This window comes from Polyangium sp. 15x6 (assembly GCF_029960785.1).
Classification (GTDB): Bacteria; Myxococcota_A; Polyangia; order Polyangiales; family Polyangiaceae; genus Polyangium.
The window spans coordinates 64,308-86,601 of sequence record NZ_JASBQE010000051.1 but is presented as its reverse complement, the minus strand read 5'-3'; the positions used below and the strand labels follow the sequence as shown (position 1 = coordinate 86,601).

The 22,294-nt window shown below is 65.9% G+C and carries 21 protein-coding genes; 8 read left to right on the top strand and 13 right to left on the bottom strand.

Annotated elements, in window-relative coordinates:
• Nucleotides 1-117 precede the first annotated feature (117 nt).
• The 3 genes from QHF83_RS31350 to QHF83_RS31340 form a co-directional block, all read right to left on the bottom strand.
• The gene (locus tag QHF83_RS31350; RefSeq protein ID WP_282421665.1) at nucleotides 118-1,215 is read right to left on the bottom strand and encodes a hypothetical protein; all 1,098 of its coding nucleotides are present in this window, start codon (nucleotides 1,213-1,215) and stop codon (nucleotides 118-120) included.
• Nucleotides 1,216-1,315: 100 nt separating this feature from the next.
• Nucleotides 1,316-2,404, bottom strand: coding sequence for a vWA domain-containing protein (locus QHF83_RS31345; protein ID WP_282421664.1), 1,089 nt, complete (start codon nucleotides 2,402-2,404; stop codon nucleotides 1,316-1,318).
• A gap of 46 nt (nucleotides 2,405-2,450) precedes the next feature.
• Nucleotides 2,451-4,730 carry a choice-of-anchor J domain-containing protein gene (locus tag QHF83_RS31340; protein ID WP_282421663.1) on the bottom strand — a complete coding sequence of 760 codons (2,280 nt, stop codon included), beginning with the start codon at nucleotides 4,728-4,730 and terminating at the stop codon, nucleotides 2,451-2,453.
• A gap of 593 nt (nucleotides 4,731-5,323) precedes the next feature.
• Here QHF83_RS31340 and QHF83_RS31335 point away from each other — a divergent pair.
• Both QHF83_RS31335 and QHF83_RS31330 read left to right on the top strand, forming a co-directional pair.
• Nucleotides 5,324-6,259, top strand: a complete 936-nt coding sequence (locus QHF83_RS31335; RefSeq protein WP_282421662.1) for an STAS domain-containing protein — start codon at nucleotides 5,324-5,326, stop codon at nucleotides 6,257-6,259.
• Between the two features lie 138 nt (nucleotides 6,260-6,397).
• Nucleotides 6,398-6,871 (top strand): hypothetical protein, encoded by a 474-nt coding sequence (locus tag QHF83_RS31330; protein WP_282421661.1) that lies wholly within the window; start codon nucleotides 6,398-6,400, stop codon nucleotides 6,869-6,871.
• A 32-nt stretch (nucleotides 6,872-6,903) separates the two neighbouring features.
• Here QHF83_RS31330 and QHF83_RS31325 read toward each other — a convergent pair whose 3' ends face one another.
• From QHF83_RS31325 to QHF83_RS31315, 3 genes are all read right to left on the bottom strand, one after another.
• The gene (locus tag QHF83_RS31325; protein ID WP_282421660.1) at nucleotides 6,904-7,170 is read right to left on the bottom strand and encodes an energy transducer TonB; all 267 of its coding nucleotides are present in this window, start codon (nucleotides 7,168-7,170) and stop codon (nucleotides 6,904-6,906) included.
• 529 nt (nucleotides 7,171-7,699) lie between these two features.
• Nucleotides 7,700-8,530, bottom strand: coding sequence for a hypothetical protein (locus QHF83_RS31320; protein ID WP_282421659.1), 831 nt, complete (start codon nucleotides 8,528-8,530; stop codon nucleotides 7,700-7,702).
• A gap of 107 nt (nucleotides 8,531-8,637) precedes the next feature.
• Nucleotides 8,638-9,066, bottom strand: coding sequence for a MarR family transcriptional regulator (locus tag QHF83_RS31315; protein ID WP_282421658.1), 429 nt, complete (start codon nucleotides 9,064-9,066; stop codon nucleotides 8,638-8,640).
• Between the two features lie 109 nt (nucleotides 9,067-9,175).
• Here QHF83_RS31315 and QHF83_RS31310 point away from each other — a divergent pair, with 109 nt between their 5' ends.
• The 5 genes from QHF83_RS31310 (at nucleotide 9,176) to QHF83_RS31290 (ending at nucleotide 13,953) form a co-directional block, all read left to right on the top strand.
• Entirely contained in the window at nucleotides 9,176-10,255 is a 1,080-nt protein-coding gene (locus QHF83_RS31310) for an aldo/keto reductase (RefSeq protein WP_348980485.1), read from the top strand.
• 191 nt (nucleotides 10,256-10,446) lie between these two features.
• On the top strand, nucleotides 10,447-11,157 hold the full coding sequence (locus QHF83_RS31305) for a hypothetical protein (RefSeq protein WP_282421656.1): 711 nt from the start codon (nucleotides 10,447-10,449) through the stop codon (nucleotides 11,155-11,157).
• 7 nt (nucleotides 11,158-11,164) lie between these two features.
• The gene (locus QHF83_RS31300; protein WP_282421655.1) at nucleotides 11,165-11,917 is read left to right on the top strand and encodes a ferritin-like domain-containing protein; all 753 of its coding nucleotides are present in this window, start codon (nucleotides 11,165-11,167) and stop codon (nucleotides 11,915-11,917) included.
• Nucleotides 11,918-11,931: 14 nt separating this feature from the next.
• Nucleotides 11,932-12,783: a hypothetical protein gene (locus QHF83_RS31295; RefSeq protein ID WP_282421654.1), complete on the top strand. Its 852-nt coding sequence runs from the start codon at nucleotides 11,932-11,934 to the stop codon at nucleotides 12,781-12,783.
• Nucleotides 12,784-12,795: 12 nt separating this feature from the next.
• Nucleotides 12,796-13,953: an alpha/beta fold hydrolase gene (locus QHF83_RS31290; RefSeq protein ID WP_282421653.1), complete on the top strand. Its 1,158-nt coding sequence runs from the start codon at nucleotides 12,796-12,798 to the stop codon at nucleotides 13,951-13,953.
• Between the two features lie 23 nt (nucleotides 13,954-13,976).
• Here QHF83_RS31290 and QHF83_RS31285 read toward each other — a convergent pair whose 3' ends face one another.
• The 6 genes from QHF83_RS31285 to QHF83_RS31260 form a co-directional block, all read right to left on the bottom strand.
• Nucleotides 13,977-14,981, bottom strand: a complete 1,005-nt coding sequence (locus tag QHF83_RS31285) for an LLM class flavin-dependent oxidoreductase (RefSeq protein WP_282421652.1) — start codon at nucleotides 14,979-14,981, stop codon at nucleotides 13,977-13,979.
• Between the two features lie 70 nt (nucleotides 14,982-15,051).
• On the bottom strand, nucleotides 15,052-16,041 hold the full coding sequence (locus tag QHF83_RS31280) for a glycoside hydrolase family protein (RefSeq protein ID WP_282421651.1): 990 nt from the start codon (nucleotides 16,039-16,041) through the stop codon (nucleotides 15,052-15,054).
• A 30-nt stretch (nucleotides 16,042-16,071) separates the two neighbouring features.
• Nucleotides 16,072-17,352, bottom strand: a complete 1,281-nt coding sequence (locus QHF83_RS31275) for a DUF2403 domain-containing lipoprotein (RefSeq protein ID WP_282421650.1) — start codon at nucleotides 17,350-17,352, stop codon at nucleotides 16,072-16,074.
• Between the two features lie 47 nt (nucleotides 17,353-17,399).
• A complete protein-coding gene (locus tag QHF83_RS31270) occupies nucleotides 17,400-18,710 on the bottom strand; it encodes a hypothetical protein (RefSeq protein ID WP_282421649.1) in 1,311 nt (436 codons plus the stop codon).
• A gap of 161 nt (nucleotides 18,711-18,871) precedes the next feature.
• On the bottom strand, nucleotides 18,872-19,324 hold the full coding sequence (locus tag QHF83_RS31265) for an NADAR family protein (protein ID WP_282421648.1): 453 nt from the start codon (nucleotides 19,322-19,324) through the stop codon (nucleotides 18,872-18,874).
• A 97-nt stretch (nucleotides 19,325-19,421) separates the two neighbouring features.
• Nucleotides 19,422-20,093, bottom strand: a complete 672-nt coding sequence (locus QHF83_RS31260) for a hypothetical protein (RefSeq protein WP_282421647.1) — start codon at nucleotides 20,091-20,093, stop codon at nucleotides 19,422-19,424.
• A gap of 217 nt (nucleotides 20,094-20,310) precedes the next feature.
• On the opposite strand from QHF83_RS31260, the gene QHF83_RS31255 reads away from it, so the two are divergent.
• Nucleotides 20,311-20,541 (top strand): CPCC family cysteine-rich protein, encoded by a 231-nt coding sequence (locus QHF83_RS31255; RefSeq protein ID WP_282421646.1) that lies wholly within the window; start codon nucleotides 20,311-20,313, stop codon nucleotides 20,539-20,541.
• 936 nt (nucleotides 20,542-21,477) lie between these two features.
• Here the strand turns inward: QHF83_RS31255 and QHF83_RS31250 are convergent.
• Nucleotides 21,478-22,092 (bottom strand): hypothetical protein, encoded by a 615-nt coding sequence (locus QHF83_RS31250; protein WP_282421645.1) that lies wholly within the window; start codon nucleotides 22,090-22,092, stop codon nucleotides 21,478-21,480.
• Between the last annotated feature and the right edge of the window lie 202 nt (nucleotides 22,093-22,294).

The window sequence follows — 22,294 nt, the reverse complement described above, 5'->3', positions numbered from 1 at the left end:
CGGGGGAGATGAGGGAGGGGGGATGAGGGAGGGGGGATGAGGGAGGGGGGATGAGCGCGGCGGAGGGTCAGGGGCGCGGGGCTTCGGGCGCGGGGCCCTGTTCGCCCCGCTTCGCCGTCACGGGCAGGCCGACCCCACCTCGTTCGCCGGCCCGACGTCGCCGAGCTGCGCCTCGTACATCTCGAACCCGAGGCCCATGGAGATGCCGTCGCACGTCTTTTCCGGATCCTGGGTGCCGTCGCTCATGATGTCCGACGCCTGGCGGACCTGGGTCACGAGGTTATCGAACAGCGGATTGCCGCACAGGCCGAGCAGGTCGCCGACCTTCTTCACTTCAGCCACGAACTCCTCGGTGTTGAGCACGCCGCCAATCATGCCTTCCGTCGCGCTCTTCCGATCGTCGGCGAGCTTCATGGTCATGTGCGCCGAATACAACGTCAGCTTGATCGACGTGCTCTTCTGCGCCGTCCGCACCGGGACCGAGAGGACGACCGTCACGCCCCTGCCCGAGTCGAACGTCGAGCCCGTCACCGAGCTCTTCTCGAAGTGGATCGTCGAGGACAGGGGATCCATGGGATCGCTGAGGAGCCCGGGCTCGACCGGCCACTTGTCCGTCCCGTCGAACTTGGGCGCCCCGCCGAGCGTCGTGCCGCCGAAGAGCTTGCTCAGGAGCACGGGGGCGTCGCCCGTCGCAGGCATGCACTCCGACTTCACCAGCGCGGTGAAGTTGCCATTCTGGATGCCCGTGTTCACGTCGGTCACCCACGTCGGATAGAGGAGGAGGATCGTGGGCAGGAGGTTTTTCCCGAACGAGTTGTCGATCCCCTGATCGCCGTCGGGGTATGCCGTCTGAGGCGAGCCACCCGCGTTCGGCTTGCACACGTCGGTCGAACTGCCGGTCGACTCCTTCTCGTCGAGGTTGAATCCGAACTTCTTCCACTCCCCGCTGTTGCCCTCGCCGAAGAAGAGCTCCTTGACGGCGAACACCGGGCCCTCGTGCGTCGGGCAAACCGCCCCTCCGCCGGCGCCGCCGGCGCCGCCGCTGCTCGAGGAGCTCATGGAGGAGGAGCTCCCTCCCTCGCCGCCGGTGCCGCCGGCGCCGCCGGTGCCGTCGGGGCGCACGTTATCCCCTTCGCTACCACAACCCACAACGGCCATGGCGGCCACGGTGGTCACGAGCGCGAGGGCCAAAGAGACGCGGTGATTTCCAAGCATATCGTCCTACACTTCTTGGGTTAAGGTTAAGGCTTACCTCGAGAACGACCGGCGCGGACGTCGCGCCCTCGAACAACGACGCGAGAAGGGCTCGTTTCCTTCAATTGAGGATCGAGTTGCAGCCGAAGAGGACATTGACCTTCGCGCTGCTGTCAGCCTGCACCGTGGTGCAGGACGCAGGGCAGAGGATGATCTTCGTGGGGCCGGCGTTGCTGTCGTAGTACCAGCCGGGCTGGTCTTTGCAGTCGGCGAGATCGTCCGCGCGGGGCAAGAGCTTCGGCGTGCCCACGCCTTTCGGCATATAGTTGAAGTTCACCTGGTTCGGTTCGATTTCCATGCCGTTCGGCGCTTCCGGGATCTCGAAATCGCACCCGAGCGCCGTCTGGCGAATCTCGGCCATCTTCGCGGCGAACTCACTGATGTCCTGCGTGATGTCGTAGGCCGCCGTGGTACCGCCCGCCGCCGCGATCTTGTTGAGGGTCGCGAGCTGCGAGCCAGCCACGCCGATGACATACGTGCGAACACCGTTGTAGTCGAGCGCGCTCTCGGCCTGGTCCGCGATGTCGTCGACCGTCTTCGGCTCGCATCCGAGGGGCTCGCCATCGGTCGCGAGGACGACGACGACCTTGTGCGTCTTGTGCGTGTCCTGGTAGGCGGTTGCCGCCGAGAGCGCCCCCTTGAGCGCGCCGTAGGTGGGGGTCCCGATCCCCGTCGCGTCGGCCGGCATCGAGTTTGTCAAGGAAAACGCATTCGTCGGCAGCGCGTCGATGGGCACGTCGAGGAGCGCGTAGTGCGTGGGATTGCAGTCGTATGGCTCCTGGGTCGGGAAGTAGACCAGGCCGGCACCAATGCCGAGCGACGCCGGATCGTTGAAGAACGTCGTCAGGGCCGATTTGGTGCCGTTCCACTTCGCGCCCGACATGCTGCCCGACTGGTCGATCAGGAAGATGATGTCGAGCGGGATGCGGCGGGCCTCCGCGCTCGTGGAGACGCAGGCGCCGCCCTGGCCGCCGGCGCCTCCCGCGTCGAAGTCGATCCCTCCGACGCCCCCCGTGCCGGCGCCTCCGGCGCCTCCCGCGCCGCCCTCGCCGGAGGACGAACTCGAGCTGCTCGCCGTGGTGTCTCCGGAGGAGTTGCCCGTGGCGCAGCCCCCCCACGCGGCGGCGAGGCTGGCCAGGGTGAGTGACATGATAACAAGCCGATGGGTCCTTGTCGTGCGGCTCATGGGCTGCTCCTCACTCGATGAAGATATCGTCGATGTAAGCGCCGGGTTCGACCCCGGAACCATCACTCTGGAAACCGAATTGCAAGCGTACGATCTGGCCTGCGTAGGCCGAGAGATCGGCTTGCACGAGCTGCCAGCCGAGCGCGGCCTGGTGACCGCCCCACGCAGGCTGGCCGGCAACGATCAGCGGGTATGCCGGCAAGACGCTGTTGACGACGGAGTAGTTCATCCCGCCGTCGGTGCTGATCTTCAGGTTGACGCCATCCCACTGCGAACCCTCGGTATCGATCCACATGCGGAACGTGAGCTTCGGGCTCGCCACGCCGGTGAGGTCGATGTCGGGGGAGGTGGCGGTCGTCCCCGCCCACGTCTGCGAGACGCTGTAATCAGTGGCGAGTTGCGTGACGATGCACTGCGTCCCGTCGTAAACGGTCGCGGGGCCGTCCACTTTCGTGGGGACACCGCACTGCCAATCGCCGGTCAGCGTCCAGCCGTCCGGGCACGTGCCCTCGAAGCTCGTGTAATACGCGTTTGGCTTGACGGTGAAGATGAACGTCTTTTCCGCGTAATTCGAGGGCAACAATGGCTCGTGGACACGCACGGTGACGCTCACCGGCCCCGCCTCCGCCGCCGAAGGCGTGCCGTGGAGCACGCCCGTCGTCGGATCGATCGTCAGCCAGCCCGTGTTCTGACCGCCCTCCTTGATTTCCCACACCGAGCCGCTCGTGCCGCCGATTTTGGTGATCTGCGTCGAGTAGGACATCCCCGCGTACACGTTCGTGAGCGGCGAGGTCGTGGTGATGTAAAGCGGAATCTGCAGCGGCTCGGCGACGACGACTTCGTCGATGTATACACCCGGGAAAACCGTGGCGGCGTCGCTGCGGAAGGCGAAGCGCAGTTTGATCGACTGCCCGGCGTAAGCGGTCAGATCCGCCGCGTAGTTCTGCCAGCCTTTCGCCGAGTGATTCCCACCCCATGCGGGTTGGCCGACGAGGCTCAGGTTGTACGCCGGCGTCACCGTCGTGACCTGCGTGAAGCTCTGCCCGCCGTTGGTGCTGATTTTCAGATTCCAGCCGTCGAAGGTGCCGCCCTCGGTGTGGTCCCACGCCCAGAAGGACAGCATGGGGCTCGTGGCCCCGGCCAGGTTGATCGTCGGCGAGTCCGCGACCGCGCTGCTGAAGAGCTGGTTCACGTGGTACAGGCCATCGATCACCGTGCCGATGCAGCTCGTGCCGATGTGGGCCGCGGGCGGACCGACGTTCTCGGGCGTGCCGCATTCCCAATCACCGCCGAAGGTCCAGCCGCTCTGGCAGGATTCGAAGCCCTCGTGGAGGTACGTCGAGCAGCTCGTGACCGCATCGCCGGACTCGCAACCGCCGGCCATGCATTTGTCGGCGGTGGTGCAAGCGTTGTAGTCGTTGCAGTCGGTGCCATCGGGCGCGAACGAGGCGAGGCACTCGCCTTTCACGTCGCACTTGCCGACCTGGCACTCGGCGATGCCCTCCGTGCAGACCGTGCCGACCGGCGCGGGCCTCGGGTTGCAGAGGCCGTTCGCGGGGTTGCACTCGCCGCGCTGGCACCCGACGTCGAGCGCGGAGCAATCCATGGGCGCGCCGCCCACGCATTGCCCGGCCGAGCATCGCCTGTTGACGTTGCAAAGGTCGCCCGTGAGCACGCACGGGGTGTTGTCCTTGGCGGAGTCGGGTTTGCCGACGCAGTCGCCCGTGGCCGGATCACACGAAACCGTGTTGCACTCGCTCAGCGGGGAGAACGCGCAGTCCTTGGGCTCGCCGATGCACTCCCCGATCTTGCATACGCCTTTCTTCTGGCAGAGGTCCGTCGGTGTGCACGGGGTGCCGTCGTTCACCGGCGTGACATCGCAGGACTTCGTGCTCTCGTAGCAAATGACCGACGAACAGGGAGAAGGCGTGATCCCGCAGTGGTTCGTGCTTCCGCCGACGCAGGTGCCCGCGTCGCAGATGTCGTTCGTGGTGCAGAACTTCCCGTCGTCGCACGCGGTTCCCTTTGGCGCGGGGACCACGATGCAGGTGTTCAGCGGGCCGAGCACCTGCCCGGTGTTGCACACCGCGATCGCGCACTGGGGTGTCTCGAGCTGCGAGCAGTCGATCCCGCAGGGCCCGGGGTCACTCCCGCCGGTGCCGCTGCTGCTGCTGCTGGTGCCGGCGTCTTCCCCGACGGGGAACTCACCTCCCACTTCGCAGCCCGCGACGAGCCCCACCACCGAGAGCGAGAGCAAAATTCGAAGTAAGTTACTGATGCGACCGTGCATAACTCGTCATCCATGTACCACACCTTGAAGCCGCGCGGGTACATGGAGCAGCGCCGATTTTTGCTGCGCCCTTGATTTTTTTTGCTCACCTGTGCTGACTCGAGGGTTGCGCCCCGGCACGGCGGACGCGGCGTGGTGTGGGGGAGCCCGCCTTCGCGCGCGCGGCGATCGTCCTCGCGCTCCAGCTCGTCCAGGCCTGCAAAGACCCTGTCCTGCCCGTGCGAGGGCGGCCCGGGGCGCGCGTTTGTGATGTGCGGCATCGCACGTCGGTGCTTCTCGGGGCAAGGCGCCGCGCCCTCGAGCGCTCCGTTTTTCCGAGGTCAGCGAGGGGGATTTCGAGGCTCCCCAAATTGGAGCCTTCATTCAAGAGGACGGTCCCGAAGGTTTTCGAGAAATCAGTTTGTATTCTACACTTTTACATAAACGAGTATCTCCTCGCACACGAGCTCGGCCGACACGTCATTCTATACAGCAGGACGTGAATTTTCTTTGGCGAGTTCCTCCCGTGCGAGTGACGGACGGCCAGATGTTACGGGCATTCCAGTCGCGACGATGAGGTTGCGTCTGGACGGAATCATCGGTACTTTTGGCGTATGTCCTCCCTTGATGGCGCCTCCGACGGACCCGCATCCCACGGCGACCCGTTGCGACTGCGTATTGCGGAGCTGGAGCGGCAGGTCGCCGAGCAGCAACGGACGATCGACGCATTACGCCGGGCGTGCGCGTGGAATATCGATAGCACGGACGTGCAAGAATCGCTGTTCCGCCTCGTCGATAGCAGCTCCGACTTCATCGGGATCGCCGACTTGGAGGGCCATGCCTACTATGTCAACGAGGCCGGCCGGAACATGGTCGGGCTCGGGAGCATCGAAGAGGCCCAGCGCACGCTGGTCTCGAATTATTTCGATCCCGCGGATCTCCCCTACGTCCACGAGACGATCCTGCCCGAAGTGATGCGCAGCGGCCGGTGGGAAGGGGAGTTCACCTTCCGCCACATGACGACGGGGGCGAAGATTCCCGTTCACTATTCGCTTTTTCTCGCCAGGAACACGAAAGACGAGGCGATCGGGCTCGCCACGATCACGCGTGATCTCAGGTCCATGAAGCGCGTGGAAGAGGAGCGTCAGCGGCTGCAGGAGGAGATCATCCGCATGCAGGCGCTCGCGCTCGCCGAGATGTCGACGCCGCTCATTCCAATCAGCGATCGCGCGGTGGTGATGCCGCTCATCGGCACGGTGGACGAGGCGAGGGCAAAGCAGGTGCTGGAGACCCTGCTGAACGGCGTCACGGAGCGGAGGGCCGGCATCGTCATCCTCGACGTGACCGGGGTCTCGGTGGCCGACCGCGCGGTGGCCAATGCGCTCGTCGAGGCGGCGCGGGCGGTCAAGCTCCTCGGCGCGCAGGTGGTGCTCACGGGCATCCGGCCCGACGTGGCGCGGGCCCTCGTCGACCTGGGACTGGGGCTCGAAGGGCTCGTGGTGCGTGGGACGCTACAGAGCGGCATTGCGTTCGCGATGGGGCGCGGCTGACAAGGCGCGGGTAGAGCTCAATTGTTTCGAGCACTTGGAGAACAGCACAAAAAAGTCGGCCGACGTGTCGATCTCGGGACCCCTCGTTCGTCGTGAAGGCAGGGTCAGGGCTTCACGCCCGATCGAGGGAGAAGAGACATGAACATGAAGCGCATCTCGATGGTCGTGTGTCTGTTCGTCGCCGCGTGCGGTGGTGAGGACGGAGACTCCGCCGCGCCGCCGATCGCATACGAGGACATGAGCTTCGAGCAGCGCGTGGTCTTCATGAACGACGTCGTCATGCCCGAGATGAAGGAGGTCTTCGTCGCGTTCGACCCCAAGTTCGAGACCATGGACTGCACGACGTGCCACGGCAATGGCGCGATCGATGGCACCTACGCGATGCCGAGCGCGCAGATCGAAGCATTGCCCGCGACCGAGGAGGCGTTCCTCGAATACGTGAAGGATCCGGAGAAAGCGCGGTGGAGCACGTTCATGTACGACGAGGTCATGACGCGGATGGCCGATCTGCTCCAGGTCCCCAAATTCGACCACGCGACCGCCCCGAACGGGTTCTCGTGCAGCAATTGCCACACGCATACGGCGGAGGAGGGCCCGAGCGAAGCCCCCTGAGGAGAGCCACCGGGTCGCGAAGGCAGCAATCGCTAGCGCCTTACGAATCGAAGCGTGAACGTATAGCTGACCCGCCGGGGGCGACCCTCGAACTCGACGGGCGTGTATCGGGTGGATTCGAGCGTGCGGACGACCTCCTTTTCCAGGTAGGGCAGGGTCTTCAAGACCTGACACCCTTCGATCGCTCCCTCCTCGGTGATCACGCAACGCACGATCATCACGCCCTCCACCCGATTGCAGAGCGCCTGCGGCGTGTAAGGGAGCTGGGGCAGCCCTGAGATAGGGTGGGGCCTCGTCATTCTCGACGGCGACCGGCGTCCCGTTCCGCTCGGCCGGTTTGAAGGACTGGCTGGCGAGCGCAGAAAGGGCAGCGTCGCTCAGATTCGGCAGGGTCTCCAGCAAGATGCAATCCGTGGCCTGGCCCTGCGTGTCGATGATGCACCGGGCGCGAATGCGGCCTCCCTGGGGTTTTTCGAGATCCTCCGCCGCGAGCGCGACCACGTCCGGCGTGCCCTGGAGCGGCGGCGCCATGGCCGGCTCAGGGCGTTTCATGCCCTCCTTGAAAGGCTCGACGCCGGGCGGAAGGCGGTCCGACAGGCAGCGGTCGCGGCGCCTCACCGGGCCAGACATTGCCATCCGCGCGAGTGTCTCGGACGGCGATGGCGCGGGCACCGGTGTCGCCGCCTTCGGGGGCGCGGCTTTTGCGGTCTCGGCGGGCGCCGTCCCCTCCTTGGGCCCGCACGCCGCGACGCCCACCACGAAACACATCCCTGCAAACCTTCGATTCATCCGTTCAAGCATCCCCGCCCCTCCGACCATGGCGCCGGTTCAGGGCGCAGAATCTTCGATTTTGATGTACGTGATGCGTGTTCCCTCGACGCCCCATAACCCTCGCGTCGTCTTGACGAGGAGGGGCAATCGGTAGAGCAGGCTCACGAAGACGTGTGCCTCCGTGGGGGCCGGCGTGGCGAGGTGATTGACGACGAGGCCCGCCGCGCGGTTGTCGCCCCCGCCTTCCACCCGCACGGTCATGCATTCCTTGGAGAGCGGCAAGCTCTCGCGCACCTGGGTCCCATCCTCCGAGACGAGCACGCGATGATGGCCACCAATCACCCGCTCCGAGGGGTCCATCGTCGCGGCCAGGAGGTAGACGAGCCAGCCGGATTTCCCGAGGAGCTCGCCCGGCAACACGACCGCGTTGTACCGATTCGAGCATGCGCGAAAGCTCGAGCGCGCCGCCGTCCGGCGGGCCCGGAACATGGCCTGGCTCGTCGCATCGGGCGGGCGCGGGGGCTCGAGGGACTCGAATCGCGGCTGCTTTCTCACGTCCTTGCCGAGGTTCACCACGTGCAGAACCCGGAGCCCCTCGGGGAGCTCGCCGAGGAATTCGACCCGGAACCCGTCTCCCTCCTGCCGGGTGACCCAGCCGCGCACGCGCTCGTCCTTCGGAAGGACGCCCGCTTCGAGGAGCACGTCGGTGCCCACCGCCGAGGCGTCGTCCACGGCATGGAGGATTTCGCCGAGTTTCTCCGCCTGCGCGATCTCGGCCTCGAACTCCACGGGCTCCTGGGGGGGTGGAGGGGCCGGGTGGTGGGCACAGCCGAGGACGAACAGGCACGCTGCGAGGAACGACGTCAGGAAACGGGATGACGCATGCATTGGGGGGCTCGTGCTTGAAGCGGGAGGGGCCGCGACGGAGTGATTAGACACCACTCCTGCGCACATGCCAATGCTTCGAGCGATGCGAGGCGCCGCGGCCCGCGCCGTCAGCGTGGAGGGGCGTTTTTCTCCGAAAGCAGCACGAGGATCCGCGCGAGCTCGGCGCGCTCGCTCCTCGAGAGCCGTGCGAGCCTTCGCTCGAAGGCCTCGTCGAGGATCGCGCGGGCCGCTTCCATCGCCTTGCGCCCCGAGGGGGTGAGCGTCAGGCGAAACCGCCGCAGGTCGCCCGTCTCCGTCTGGCGCTTGACGAAGCCGACCGACTCCAGCCGCTTCACCATGAAGGTGATCGTTGGCTTGGGCGTGATCAGCGCGCGCGCGAGGTCGGCCGGGTAGGGGTGGTCGTCGAGCTTCCCGAGGAGGAAAAACTCCTTCATCTCGAGCCCCTGCTCGCGCACCTCGGGCTCCACCTCGGCCATGACCCCCATGGTCACCTCGAAGTTCAGCGTCCAGAGCTCCCCAGGTGAAGATTTTCCCATGTTTCTCCTCCTTGCGCTTGACAACGGCGCGGGCGGCGTTAGTAGTTCAATGTTGAACTGTTCGGAGGCGGAACTGTTCAAATTGAGAACTACTTCGGGAGGACACGCGATGCCGCTCGATCACTATGTCACGCTTGGTCGCTCAGGTCTGCGGGTGAGCCCTTTCTGCCTCGGCGCCATGACGTTCGGAGAAGACCTCGGCTGGGGGAGCAGTGTCAAGGACTCCGAAGCCATCCTCGATCGCTACATCGAGCTCGGGGGCAACTTCATCGACACGGCGAACCTTTACACGAAGGGGCATTCGGAGAAGATCATCGGTGATCACATCGCCCACGACCGCGAGAAGCGGGACCGGCTGGTGATCGCCACCAAGTTCAGCGCGAATCTGTACGTCGGCGATCCCAACGGCGGCGGCTCGAACCGGAAGTCGATCGTCGCCGCCTGCGAGCAGTCGCTCCGCCGGCTGCGCACCGACTACATCGATCTTTATTGGCTGCACAACTGGGACAAGTTCACGCCGATCGAGGAGACCATGGCGGCGCTCCACGATCTCGTCCGGGCGGGGAAAGTCCGCTACATCGGCGTGTCCGACACCCCCGCGTGGAAGGTGGCGCAGGCGCAGCTCATCGCGCATTTCCGCGGGTGGGCGCCGTTCATCGGGCTGCAGATCGAATACTCGCTCCTCGAGCGGACGGTCGAAGGGGAGCTCATGCCCATGGCCGAGGAGCTCGGATTGGGGGTGACGCCGTGGTCCCCGTTGAGGAGCGGGGTCCTGAGCGGCAAATACACGCGGAAAAACGGCCTCAAGCCGGAGGTGCGGCCCTGGGCCGCGAACTACCTGGACGAGCAGAGCTACGTGGTGATCGACGAGCTCGAGCGGATCGCCAAGGAGCTCGACACCACCGTCGCGCGCGTCGCCCTCGCCTGGGTGCAGGCGCGTCCGGGAGTGTCGTCCACGATCATCGGGGCGCGCACGCTTTCGCAGCTCGACGACAACCTGAAGGCGCTCGACGTGAAGCTCACGCCGGAGCAGACGGCGGCGCTCGATGCGCTCACCAAGCCGAAGCTGAACTTCCCCGCCGACTTCATCGAGCTGGCGCGGATGATCCAGGCCGGGGGGACGACGATCAATGGTCGACCCTCGCAGCTCATCCCCTTCGGCGTCACGAAGAAGGGCGATCATTACTGACGGAGGCGGTCGAGCGGAACAGCCGGGCCTGTTTGTCCGGACGGAACCCTCGTGGATGATGGCGGTCATCGCAGGGGCCATCGCTTCCTGCCGAGCCCCGGTGGGTGCACGTTTGTTGCATGACGCGTGCATTCGTGCTCGTTTTTGGCGTTCCGTTGCGCCATCCTGAGCCACCACCGGAGATGACCGCCATGCCTCTTCCCCGAAAGCAGAAACCTCGACGAAAGCCCTTCGTCGTCACCTTTGCCCAGGCGGCGACCGTCGCGCTCTTGCCTGGGTGTTTCAGTACCGTCACGTCGAACCCGCCCCCCACCGAGGAGCCTTCATGCCCTCCCGAACAGCCGATGCAGGGAGAGGCTTGCAACAGCGACCTCACGTGCAACTACGAGTTCGACGTCGGCTGCGGTCCTCAACCCGCGACGGCCACGTGCGAGAATGACGCCTGGGTCATCGATGCGGGGATTTCATGCAATCCTCCGGTGCCGCAACCATGCCCTCCGGAAATGCCGTCGCAGGGAGAGGCTTGCAGCGGCACGATGATCTGCAACTACGAGTTCGATGACGGCTGCGGTCCTAAAACCGTATTGGCCTCGTGCCAGGATGACGTCTGGGTCATCAATGCGGGGGTTTCATGCAATCCCCCGGTCCCGGTCCCGGACACTTGCCAGGCCATCGCGACCGAGGCGGAGTGCGACGCGGCCGAGAATTGCCGCTGGCTCGTTCCGGGCTGCGGGATGCCTGCCCTGCCGCAGGCAGGCTGCTTTGCCGAGCTGGATTGCGTCGACGTCCCTTGTGCCGACGGCAAAACGTGTCAGGAGGCGGTCGTCAATCCCTGCCACAACAAGCCTTGCGACGCTTGCGGCATGACCGTTTCGGTGTGCCTGCCGCCGGCAGGCCCCTGAACCCGCCATGCCCTCGCCCTCTCCGAAGCGCGCTCCACGCGCCGCCGCGAGCGAAGCGGTCCGCGCCGAATGGCTCCGCCGCGTGCACGCCGAATACCGCTCCGCCGCGATCACCCAGCACCTGACGCTCTGGCTCATCCAGCTCGGCGTCTCGCCCGACCTCATTCACGACGGTCTGCGTATCGTCAAGGACGAGCTGGCCCACGCCCGCATGAGCCACGCGACATACCGAGCGGCCGGCGGAAAGGAGATGCCGACCCTCGCCCAGGAGACGCTCGGGCTGCGCCGCAATCCTTCCGAGCCCCTTCACCTGGCCGCGGCGCGCGCGGGGGTCGAGGTGTTTTGCCTGGGCGAAACGGTGGCGGTGCCGCTGTTCAAGGTGCTGCGCGAAGGCTGCACCGTCCCGCAGGCGCGGCGCACGCTCGACCGCGTGCTGCGCGACGAGGTTCGGCACCGGGACTTCGGCTGGAGCATGCTCGACCACTTCCTCGAATTGCCGTTTGCCGACGATGTGCGACGCCTCGTGGATGCCGAGCTCCCGGCGATGTTCAGGCGCCTCGGGCGGAGCTACGCGCCGCCCGGCGCAGGCGGAAAGGACGCGATCGCCGCGGAAGATCGCGCCTGGGGGCTCATGCCGCCGGCTCGGTACGGCCAGATCGTGAAGCGAACGCTGGAGCGCGATTACGCTCCTCGTTTCGCCGCGCGCGGGTTCGACGCCGTGCGTGCTTTCACGAGCGAAACTCCGGGCGCCATGGCATAGTGGGGCCCGCATCGATGCCCACCCACGTCGTCGTCCTCGGAAAACAGATCGGGCCGCAGGAGGTCGAGCTCCTCGGCGCCGGCGTGCCAAGCTACATCGTGCCCGCGACGCGCATCACGGCGGGCGTACGGCGGCTCATCGACGAAGGGCACGGAGGCAAGGTGCTCGCGGACGTGCAGCCCGGCGAACGAGACGGCGTCGCCTGCAATGTGGCCACGCTCGTCCGGGAGCTCACGCCCACGCCGGAGGATGTCGAGCGACTTCGCGTGGTGCTCGCGAGGTTCCGGCGCGCAGGGGTCGAAGGTTTGCCCGCGGATCCGGAAGCGCACGTGCGCGAGGTGCTCGCGTCCCTCGTCGCCGAGGGCGCGCCGTTCTGGGATCCACACGAGCACCTCGTCGAGCGATTCTTGCGTGATCAAGTTTGCTTCCCGGAGATGTGGTGGGACGACGACCCGAAGGTCGGCGTGGACGAGATGGTCGTGCTACTCGAGCATGTTGCTCACACGCGCGGGAAGATTCCGAAGCGGAAGATCCTCGCTGCTGCGAACGAGGACCTCGACCGCCCCGATACCGACGAGGACGAGGCGCGCGACCGGCTGTGCGAGAGTCTCTGCGCAGCCGCCAATGGGCTCCTCGAGAAGGAAGGCCAAAAAGAGCGTCTCTGCGGGCCGTTTCACAGCGGGTTCAACGGCGGCGAGCCGAACTGGATCTACTGCCGGCCCGAGCGCTTCGAGGCGCTGCTGCGAGAAGGCATCCTGTCACCGTGGACCGGAGAGCGGACGAAGGAGTCGCACGTGTACAAGCGTCCTCCGGACCGCGGGGAGATCGACTTCGACAATTTCCCCTCGGGGGATGATCCGTTCTGAGGCGGTGCGACCATGCGTCGGGATGCGTGGCAGATCGGGGGGGCCGTTGCCGCGCTTGGCGCGGGCCTGTTCCTCTCGCGCCTCGTCGAGCCCAGGGTCCATGTGGAGGCAATCTCCATCGCCGGAGAAACGCCGGCCTTGCGCTTTCGTCCGGCGGCACAGGGGCCGCACCCGATTGCTCTCCTCGCGCATGGCGTGACAGCGTCGAAGGAAACGCTGTTTCGCTTCGGTGAAGCGCTCGCGGCCGCCGGCTTCGAGGGGTATGCGCTCGATTTCCCAGGGCACGGCGATTCGCCGCGCGCTTTCGTCGCCACCGAGACCACGAATACGATCGAGAATGCCGGCAAAGCGCTGGGCTCCGTCGATTTGTTCCTGGGCCACTCGATGGGCGCGTATGCGGCTGTTCCGAGCGTGCACGAGGGAGGTTTGGCCCCGAAGCTCTTCATCGCCGTCGGCGCCTTCCCGGACCTGGGCGAGCGTGGGCCGCCGCTGCTCCTCCTCGCGGGACGGTTCGATGAGGCCGTACCCGCGACGTATCTCGAAAGAATGGCCAGCGAACGTGGATCGAGGCTGGTGTTATCGGACGCGTCGGATCATGCTCTCGCCCCCTACGACTCGCTCCTGATCGATACGGCCGTCGATGCCGCGTGTGCCGTCGCAGGGAAGACACCTCCAGCGCGGCCCTGGCGCTGGCGGCTGCGGCTCCTCGGAGCGGCGTTGGCACTCGCGGGCGTGCTCGCTCTGGACGTTCTCCTGCTCGACCGTTTTCCCACCATCAACAAAAAAGCTCGTGGTCAGGTGTTTGCAGCCAGTACGATTCTGGTCATTGCCCTCTCGACGGGCACCTGGCTCGGCGCGTTCCCGAGCGCGAGGCACGTTCCTGCGCAAATCATCGGCATTCTGCTGTCGGCGCTCGTGGTCCATGGCGCTGGAAGGTTCGACATCTCGCGCTGGACCTTCGGAGCGCTGGGAGCTCTCATGACGGTATTTTTAGCGCTCGTCGGGTGGCACTTCGTTGCGCTTCTCGCCGGGCTGTCGACGCTGATCCTGGTTGCTGGAACGGCCCTCGCCGCGCTTGCGTCACGCGGAGGAACGCGGCGCGACGGCGACATCACATTCGCGATCTTCGTCGGTTATGCGATTGGCCAGTGGGCGCCGGTGATGTTTTGAGGCCTGTCGAGATTATCGGAAATTCACGGGGCCGCCCGGCCGAGCTCGTCCCGCGCCGCTGCCGCGATCTCGAACGAACGCAGCCGCGCCGCGTGATCGTACACGTGCGACGTCACCATGAGCTCGTCCGCCCCGGTGCGGTCCACGAATGCGCGTAGCCCCTGACGAACCGCTTCCGGCGAACCCACCACCGAGCACGACAAGGCCTGATCGAGCATCATGCGCTCCGCAGGGGACAACCGGCGATCGAAAAACTCGACCGGCGGCGGCAGCGGGCCCGGATTGCCCGTCCGCAACTGGAGGAACGATTGCTGGAGCGAGGTCATCAAGAAGCGCGCCTCCTCGTCGGTGGGGGCGGCGAAGACGTTCAGGCCCAGCATGACGTAAGGCCGGTCGAGCTGCGCCGAGGGCTTGAACCGGCTGCGATACACCTGGATGGCCTGCGTCATGGCGGCCGGCGCGAAATGGGAGGCGAACGCATAGGGCAGGCCGAGCGCGGCCGCGAGCTGCGCGCCGAACAGGCTCGAACCGAGGATCCAGATCGGCACGTGGAGCCCCGTTCCCGGGATGGCCCGCACCCTTTGCCCCGGCTCCGGCTCTCGAAAATAGGCCATCAGCTCCACGACGTCCTGCGGGAAGGCGTCGGCGTCGCTTTCGAGGCTGCGCCGGAGCGCGTGAGCGGTGACCTGGTCCGTGCCCGGCGCCCGGCCGAGGCCGAGCTCGATGCGGCCAGGATAAAGCGCTTCGAGCGTGCCGAACTGCTCGGCGATCACGAGCGGCGCATGGTTCGGCAGCATGATGCCGCCCGCGCCGACCCGGATGGTCGAGGTACCCGAGGCCACGTGGCCCATCACGACCGCGGTCGCCGCGCTGGCGATGCCTGGCATGTTGTGGTGCTCGGCCAACCAGAAGCGTCGATACCCCCAGCGCTCCACGTGCCGAGCGAGGTCCAGCGTGTTGCGGAGGGCCTGGGACGCGCTGCCGCCCTGCACGATGGGCGAGAGGTCGAGAACGGAAAGAGGAACCATGCGCGAAGGATAGGAGCCCGAAGGCGAAACGCCAGCGACCCGGCGGTCGGCTCCGCCGTCCGCGGGCCCGTCACTCGCAGGGCTTTTGAGGCGCGTCGACGTACGCCTTCCCGAGCTCGGTGAGCACGCCGTCTTCTCCCAGCAGGTTCGCGTTCGCCACGTTGTTGGCGCGACCCGAGAACCAGGCGTACCGCGCGATGCGCGGCTCGTTCTCCAGGTACTCGAGCGCATCGATCATGAAATCTTTTTGCTCGGCGAGCGAGCCAGCATTGTCGCAGGCGAACTCGGTCAACCAGATCGGTTTGTCGAACCGCGTCTTGTAGGTCTCGATGTGGTTGATGAGCCACCGGGCCTTGTTGGTCCCGTCGCCCTGGCAGGCCGTGTAGATGTGAATGCCGATGTAATCGACGCGGCACCCCTCGCAGGCGGCGAAGAATTCGTCGAGGTACTTGAAGGGATCCGTCTCCTGGCACGCTCCGCCGCAGAAGTTCACGGCGGGCGACACCAGCGCGAGGCCGCGCGCGTCGGCGACCGCCTCCACGTGGGGCCAGAGCGCCGCGGCTTCGGACGCCGACAGATTGGCCTGCTCGCCGAAATTCGGCTCGTTGAAGCCGAGCAAAAAGCTCGTTCCGTCGGGGATCTCGCTGGCGATCTGCGCGGCGCGCATGCTGTCGAGGCCGCCGCCGCCCCATACCATCGGCACGTACTCGACGCCGAGCGCCTTGTACGCGTCGGGCTTCACGCCCTCGTCCGGCACGTGCGCCCAGTTGTACCACCACGATACCGACGTCGAGAGCGCCTGCATGTCCGCCTTCGAATGGTAACCGTAGGCGACGCCGCGCTTGCAGCCGGTGGAAGGGTTGATTGGCGGCCCGCCGCCGGTCGAGCTGGAACTCGAGCCATCGGCCATCGACCCGCCGGCGCCGGCGCCGCCCGAGCCCGAGCCCGCGCCCGAACCCGAGCCCGGGGACGGCTCGCTCGATCCACACGAGGCAGCAAAGACGAGCGCCGCCATCGCCGCCGCGCCCGAAAACCATCGAGTCCTTGCGTCATGAATCATGGGTAGGGTCGCCTCCGCGTGGGGTGTCGATTACTCGGGCAAACGCATCGAGAGAAGCGCGTCGATCGTGTCGCGGGACAGGGCGCCGGGAAGCAAGGGGAGCATCTCGGCGGCCGCGGCGGGGATCTTTTCGGGGTGGATGACCGCGACCTGAATCTCCCGCTGCTTCTCGTCGAGCAGGATCATGAAATACCGATCGCCGATGGGGCGGCGCCACACGGGGCAGCCGTCCGCGCCGCCGCCGACTTCGATTTCGGGGCCGCTCGTGTAGGCCTTCTTCGCGCAGGCGTCGACGACCTCGACATCGTCGGCGAAGGCGTCGCGGTCACAGCCCTCCCCGCAGACGTTGCCGCCGACGTGACCTTCCTGGTACGAGCGGACGCCGGTGCTCATGAACTCGCGGTTGCTGTATTGATTGTTGTCGAGCACGACCTCGAAGACGTTGATCTCGCCGCAACCATCGCCGACCGTGCCCGTCTTCGAGTAGCAATTGCAGAGCCCGTTCCATTTGCGGCCGCCATCACGAATCAGCTCGGACGCGACGAACGCGACCCACGGGCCCGCGTGGCCTTGCCCGTCGCCGTCGCATTTCTTGACGTCCGCGTCGTCGAACGTCATCGACCCGAGGAAGACGATGAGCTTCGAGCCCGACCAGCCGAGGTGGTTGATGCCCGGATCGTTTGGGCAGTAATAATCCTTGCCGTCGCCGCACGAGAATTGCGCTTCTTGCATGAAGTAATTCACGCAATCCTTCTTCGTGAGGTCGCCCGTGAAATCGGCGGACGTCATCTGTCCTTCGGTGACGACGAGATTCGAGCCGTGGCCGCTCTGCGCGTCCCAGGACGAGACCAAAGGCCAGGACGACGCGCCTTCGGAAGGCTGGTAGACGGCGAGCTGCTTCAGGCGGATGGCCTTCATGATGAGGGTCATCTCCTCGTCGAAAGGCGCGAGCGTGGTGCTCGTCGTGTGCTGCTCCTTCATGCAGCAATGCCCGCCCCAGGTATCCGTCCCGTCCTTGTAGGTGCAGGCCGGATCGCCCGCCTCGCGATCGATACGACGCGGCCACCACCCGGGCGCGCCGACATTGGTGAAGGTCATCGTCCCACCTCGCGTGGGTGTGCTCGGCTCCGTGGGGTGCGTGCCCAGGCCTCCGCCGCCGCCGGGGCCCGCGCTCGTCGTCGGCGCCCCGCCGCTCCCGCCGCTCCCTCCGGTGCCTCCTTGGCCACCACCTTCGTCGTCGCGCGCGCTTCCGCAGGCGCTGGCGAGGATCCCGAGAGCAGCGTACACGAACAGCCGAGAGAGCTTCGTCATGGTGGTGTTTCCTTCGGGAGGCGTTTTCCGGGATGGAGATCCTCGTTTCAGAGATCCTCGATCACGATGAATGCGCGCTGGCCGTCGCCCAGGTGCCCGCTGATCCGGTACGTCGATCGGGCCTCGTCGATCGTGATGAGTTTTTCACCCGTGGCGCGAGGGAGCCACTCGTCGCCGTCCCATTCGTAGAAGAGCTCGCCCTGGAGCTCGGCGGCGCCGTTCGGCTCGTCCTGCCGGTAGACCTTGATGCGATAGAGGTTTTCCTTGGGGATCGCGTCGATGTTGCCGGCCAGGTATTCGTCGCGCATCTTTTCGCGGAGCTCCGGCCAGGTGAAGCCCTCGGCGTGGCCGGCGTTGTAGCCCTCGGGGCTGCAGCCCGCGGTGTAGGGTTTGTCGAAGTTGCCGGGCAAGGTGCCGTCCCACTTGGCGACATCGATCATGGCTTTGCCCTTGTGGCCCCAGTACAGATGGCCGGGCGAGCTGATGCTCGCGTATCCCGGCATGAGGGTCTCGGCCATGTAATAGGACTCGTCGCCGGGGAACTGCGTGCGCGTCACCGGCACCGGCTGCTTCGCCTTGTTGATGACGACGCAGCGGAGCTCGTCGTTCCACTCCTGTCGTCCGAGCGGTACGCCCTTCGGGACGTAGACCTTGCCGTCGGTGTCGACGAGAAAGCCGAAACCGATTTCTTGATTGATCTCCCGCGGATTCCATCCCCCGCGGTGGCGCGGCCACGCGGTGTCGGGCGGCGCGAAGAAGAGCAGGCTGACGTCGCCGCCGTTCTTGACGAACCGCCACGTGGGCCGGAAAGCGCCGAAGATGTCGCCGAGGCCGTCGTCGTACCTGGTGAAGTAGCCGTATTCGTACCCAGGAATGACGTGATAGAGGACGGGAAGCGCGCCGAGCTTCTGCACCTCGGCCTCGACATCCATGCCGTTCGCCCATCCCTTGTTCTTTTCGCCGGGCGTATAGGAGACGTTGTCCATGACGCCGGGGATGTACGGGAGCTCGAAATGGCTGTCGGCCACGTAGTACGTCTCGTGCTCCTCGATGGGAAAGTTCTTCTTCCCCTGGACGTGGGAGAGGACGTATTCACACGGCGTGGCGAGGATGACTTTGTACGTCTCGCCTTCGAGCTCGGCCGTCCCGATCGAGCGGACCTCGAAGTCGCCGTTGTCGCAATTGGCACCCTCGACGACGGGCGGCGGCGGGTCGTTGCCGCCGTTCGACGGAGGCGGGGTCGTCGATCCCGAGGAGGTGCCCGTGTTCTCCTTGCTGGAGCAGCCAGTGAGCACGACCAGGAGCGCGAGCGCTGCGGCGCGAGCAGGAGCGAATGGATAGGTCGGTGGTCGCTTCATCCTGTGTTTCTTCTGTGAGGGGTCTTTCCGGACGAGCGTGGTCAAGCGGGCAGGCGTACACGGCTAGTGGGCCCAAACGGATTCGCGAAGTCAAGGGCGATGACGATCAAAAACCGGAATTTACCACCCCAACAAATAACAAAAGTTTTCGGAGCGGCGGCTTACTTCCGTCGTTCCATCTGCAAAATCGTACGAACGTCCATGAGGATGTGTCCGAGCATGTTCCTCCCCGAGCCGTCGCCTCCATCTCCCCAGAATGCGTCGTTGACGGTGTGTTCGACGATGCGAGCAGCGGCGGTGGAGAGGAGAAGCACGGCCAAGTCGTCATGTTGTCGAAACTTCGCTTCCACGGCCCGGCGCATCACGGAAACCTTCACCGATTCCCAATCGGCGCGAAGGCGTTGTTTTCGGTCACGCCCGAGGCGCGCCGCCAGCAGCGGCGTGGATGCGCTGCGAATGCGTTCCTGCACCTTGGCATCGAGAAACTTCTGGGCTTGAAAATAGTGCTCCGACGTCGGCCAGCGTTTCTTGTCCAGGAGGATGGGGTATGGCGCGAAGTTGGAGAACTCGCCATAGGCGTCTTGGACGCTGTAAAAATGGATGACGGGCGTCATGCGCTCGGGATCTCGATGGGGGTTTCGAACGGGCCTCTGCCGCGAGCGCGCAGCGCACGCCGATGGCGGCCAGCAGGTTAGCAGATCCGCGGAGCGGTCAAAAGCGTCTGCGGAAGCCCAGCTCGAAGGGGAAGTAGGCGCGCGCGAGATAGGCGTCGGGACGAGGATACTCCCCCTCCTGGGTCATGTTGCCCATGTAAAAGGCCACGCTCATGCCGCTGCGCAGGAAGAAGTCGGCAACCCGGTTGACCGGAATGGCAACCGAGACGAGCAGCTCGCCGGTCCCGCCCCAGCTCGGGGGGTACAAATCGAAATTGGGTACCCAGGAGTGGCCGATCCCGAGGCCGAGCGTCGCGGCGATGTCCACGCCGCTGCGGGTCGTGCCGCCGAGCGAAAAGAGCCCGAAGATCCCGAGCTCATGTGCAAAGGTCTGCCAGCCCCTGGGCCAGTGGGAGTTCGTGTCCTGGATGTACGCGTAGCGCAGTCCGACGCCCGCGCGAACGAGGCCGAAGCTGCGCATGTAATCGCCCGAGAGCCCGAAGAGCAGTGGTTCGTCGGCGGAGGAGAAGTAATCGCCCCCTCCGTCCGTAAAACCCACGGCCTCGCCGAAGTAAAGGGGCGTGAGGCCGATGGTCGCCGAGAAAGAGTGCTTGCGCGGCTCCGCGCCACGGTCGGGAGCGGGCGGGTCCGCGGCGGACGCATGGATTGCCATCGAAGTCACGAGGAGCGCTGAAGCGAGGGACGTCGAGAAGCGAAGCGTGATCGTCATGCGGGCGGGAAAAGCAATGTCGATGCCACGAGGTTTTCCGCGTTTTCGCAAGGAAGGCACGTGCCTTCGGCGCGGGCGCGCCTTTCGGCGGCGCAGGACACGTGGATCAGGGATGTTGCCGGCCCGCTACATGTTGCCCGCCGTCACACGCTCGGCGAGGCATGGGCATCCCTTGCCGGTCACGCCGGGGCGATGATACCCTCGGCAAATGAATGCCGTGAGCGACTCTGGCCTGTTTGCATGCCCCTGCTGTGGGAAATTCACGCTCCCAGAACTGGGGCACTACGAGATCTGCGGCGAGTGCGACTGGGAGGATGATCCCATCCAGGCCGAGAAGCCGGACTACGAGGGCGGCGCCAATGAGGTGAGCTTGAATCAGGCGAAAAAGAATTATGCCGAGCTGGGGACGAGTGAGCCACCCCGCCGGTCGCGCTCGAGCGCGGGATAGCGTGCGGCAGGCGGTCGGGCCGAGCTCGCGTGCTGGAGCAGCACGGAGCCGGGGCCCACCCATCCGCTGCGCGTGGTAAATTCGAGGAGCGGTCAAAAGCGTCTGCGGAAGCCCAGCTCGAAGGGGATGTAGGCGCGGATGAGGTAGGGTTCGTCCGGAGGCCAGTACCCCTCCGGGACCTCGGGCGCGTTGCCGGTGAAATAGGCCATGCCTCAAGCCGCCGCGCAGGAGGAAGTCGGAAGCCGTGCCGGCCGGAATGGCGACCGAGAGGAGCAGCTCGCCGGTCCCACCCCAGCCCGGGGAATTGTAGCTCCGTACCCAGGTGTGACCGATTCCGAGGCCGAGCGTCGCGGCGAAGTCCACGCCGCTGCGTGTCGTGCCGCCGAGTGAAAAGAGCCCGTTAATCCCGAGCTCGTTTGCGAAGGTCTGCCCGTTGTCCTGGGTGTACGTGTAGCGCAGTCCGACGCCCGCACGTACGAGGCCGAAGCTGCGCATGTAATCGACCGAGAGCCCGGCGAGCAGCGGTTCGTAGGCGTAGACCTCGTTCCCGTACTCGGCCCCTCGATCGTCATAACTTATGCCACCGCCGAAATAAAGGGGCGTCAGGCCGACAGTCACCGACAAGGAGTGCTTGCGCGGCTCCGCGCCGCTGGCGGGCGCGGGCGGGTCCGCGGCGGACGCATGGAGAGCCATCGAAGTCACGAGGAGCGCAGAAGCGAGGGACGTCGAGAAGCGAAGCGTGATCGTCATGCGGACGGGAAGAGCAATGTCGATGCCACGAGGTGATTCGCGGCTTCGCGAGGATGGCGCGGGCCTTCGGCGCAGGACACCTGGATCAGGCATGTTGCCGGCCCGCTACATGTTGCCCGCCGCCACACGCTCGGCCTATCGTCGGCCTGCCACCCATCCGCTGCGTGTAGCAGATTTGCGGAATGGTCAAAAGCGTCTACGGTAGCCCAGCTCGATGGGGATGTAGGCGCGGACGAGGTACGGTTCGTCCGGAGGCCAGTACCCCTCCGGGACCTCGGGCGCGTTGCCGATGAAATAGGCTATGCTCGAGCCGCTGCGTAGGAAGATGTCGGAAGCCTCGGTGACCGGAATGGCGACCGAGACGAGCAGCTCGCCGGTCACACCCCAGCGCGGGGCGTACGAATCGAAGCTCGGCATCCAGCAGTGGCCGATTCCGAGGCCGAACGTCGCGGCGATGTCCACGCCGCTGCGGGTCGTGCCGCCGAGCCCCAGGAGCCCGGAGATCCCGAGCTCGTGTGCGAAGGTCTTCCAAGGCTTGAACCCGCGGGGGCGCGTGTCCTGGGTGTACGTGTAGCGCAGTCCGACGCCCACGCGAACGAGGCCAAAGCTGCGCATGTAATCGCCCGAGAGCCCCTCGAGCAGCGGTTTGGGGGCGGAAAGGCTGAACGCGTTCAAGCCATCATAACCCACAGCATCGGACAAGTAAAAGGGCGTGAGGCCGGCGGTCACCGACAAGGAGTGCTTGCGCGGCTCCGCGTCGGCGGGCGCGGGCGGGTCCGCGGCGGATGCATGGAGAGCCATCGAAGTCACGAGGAGCGCAGAAGCGAGGGACGTCGAAAAGCGAAGCGTGAACGTCATGCGGACGGGAAAAGCAATGTTGATGCCACGACGTTTTTCGCGGCTTCATGAGGAAGGCGCGTGCTGTCGGCGCGGGGGCGCCTTCCGGCGGCAGAGGCCCGTGGATCAGGGATGTTGCCGGCTCTACATGTTGCCCGCCGCCACA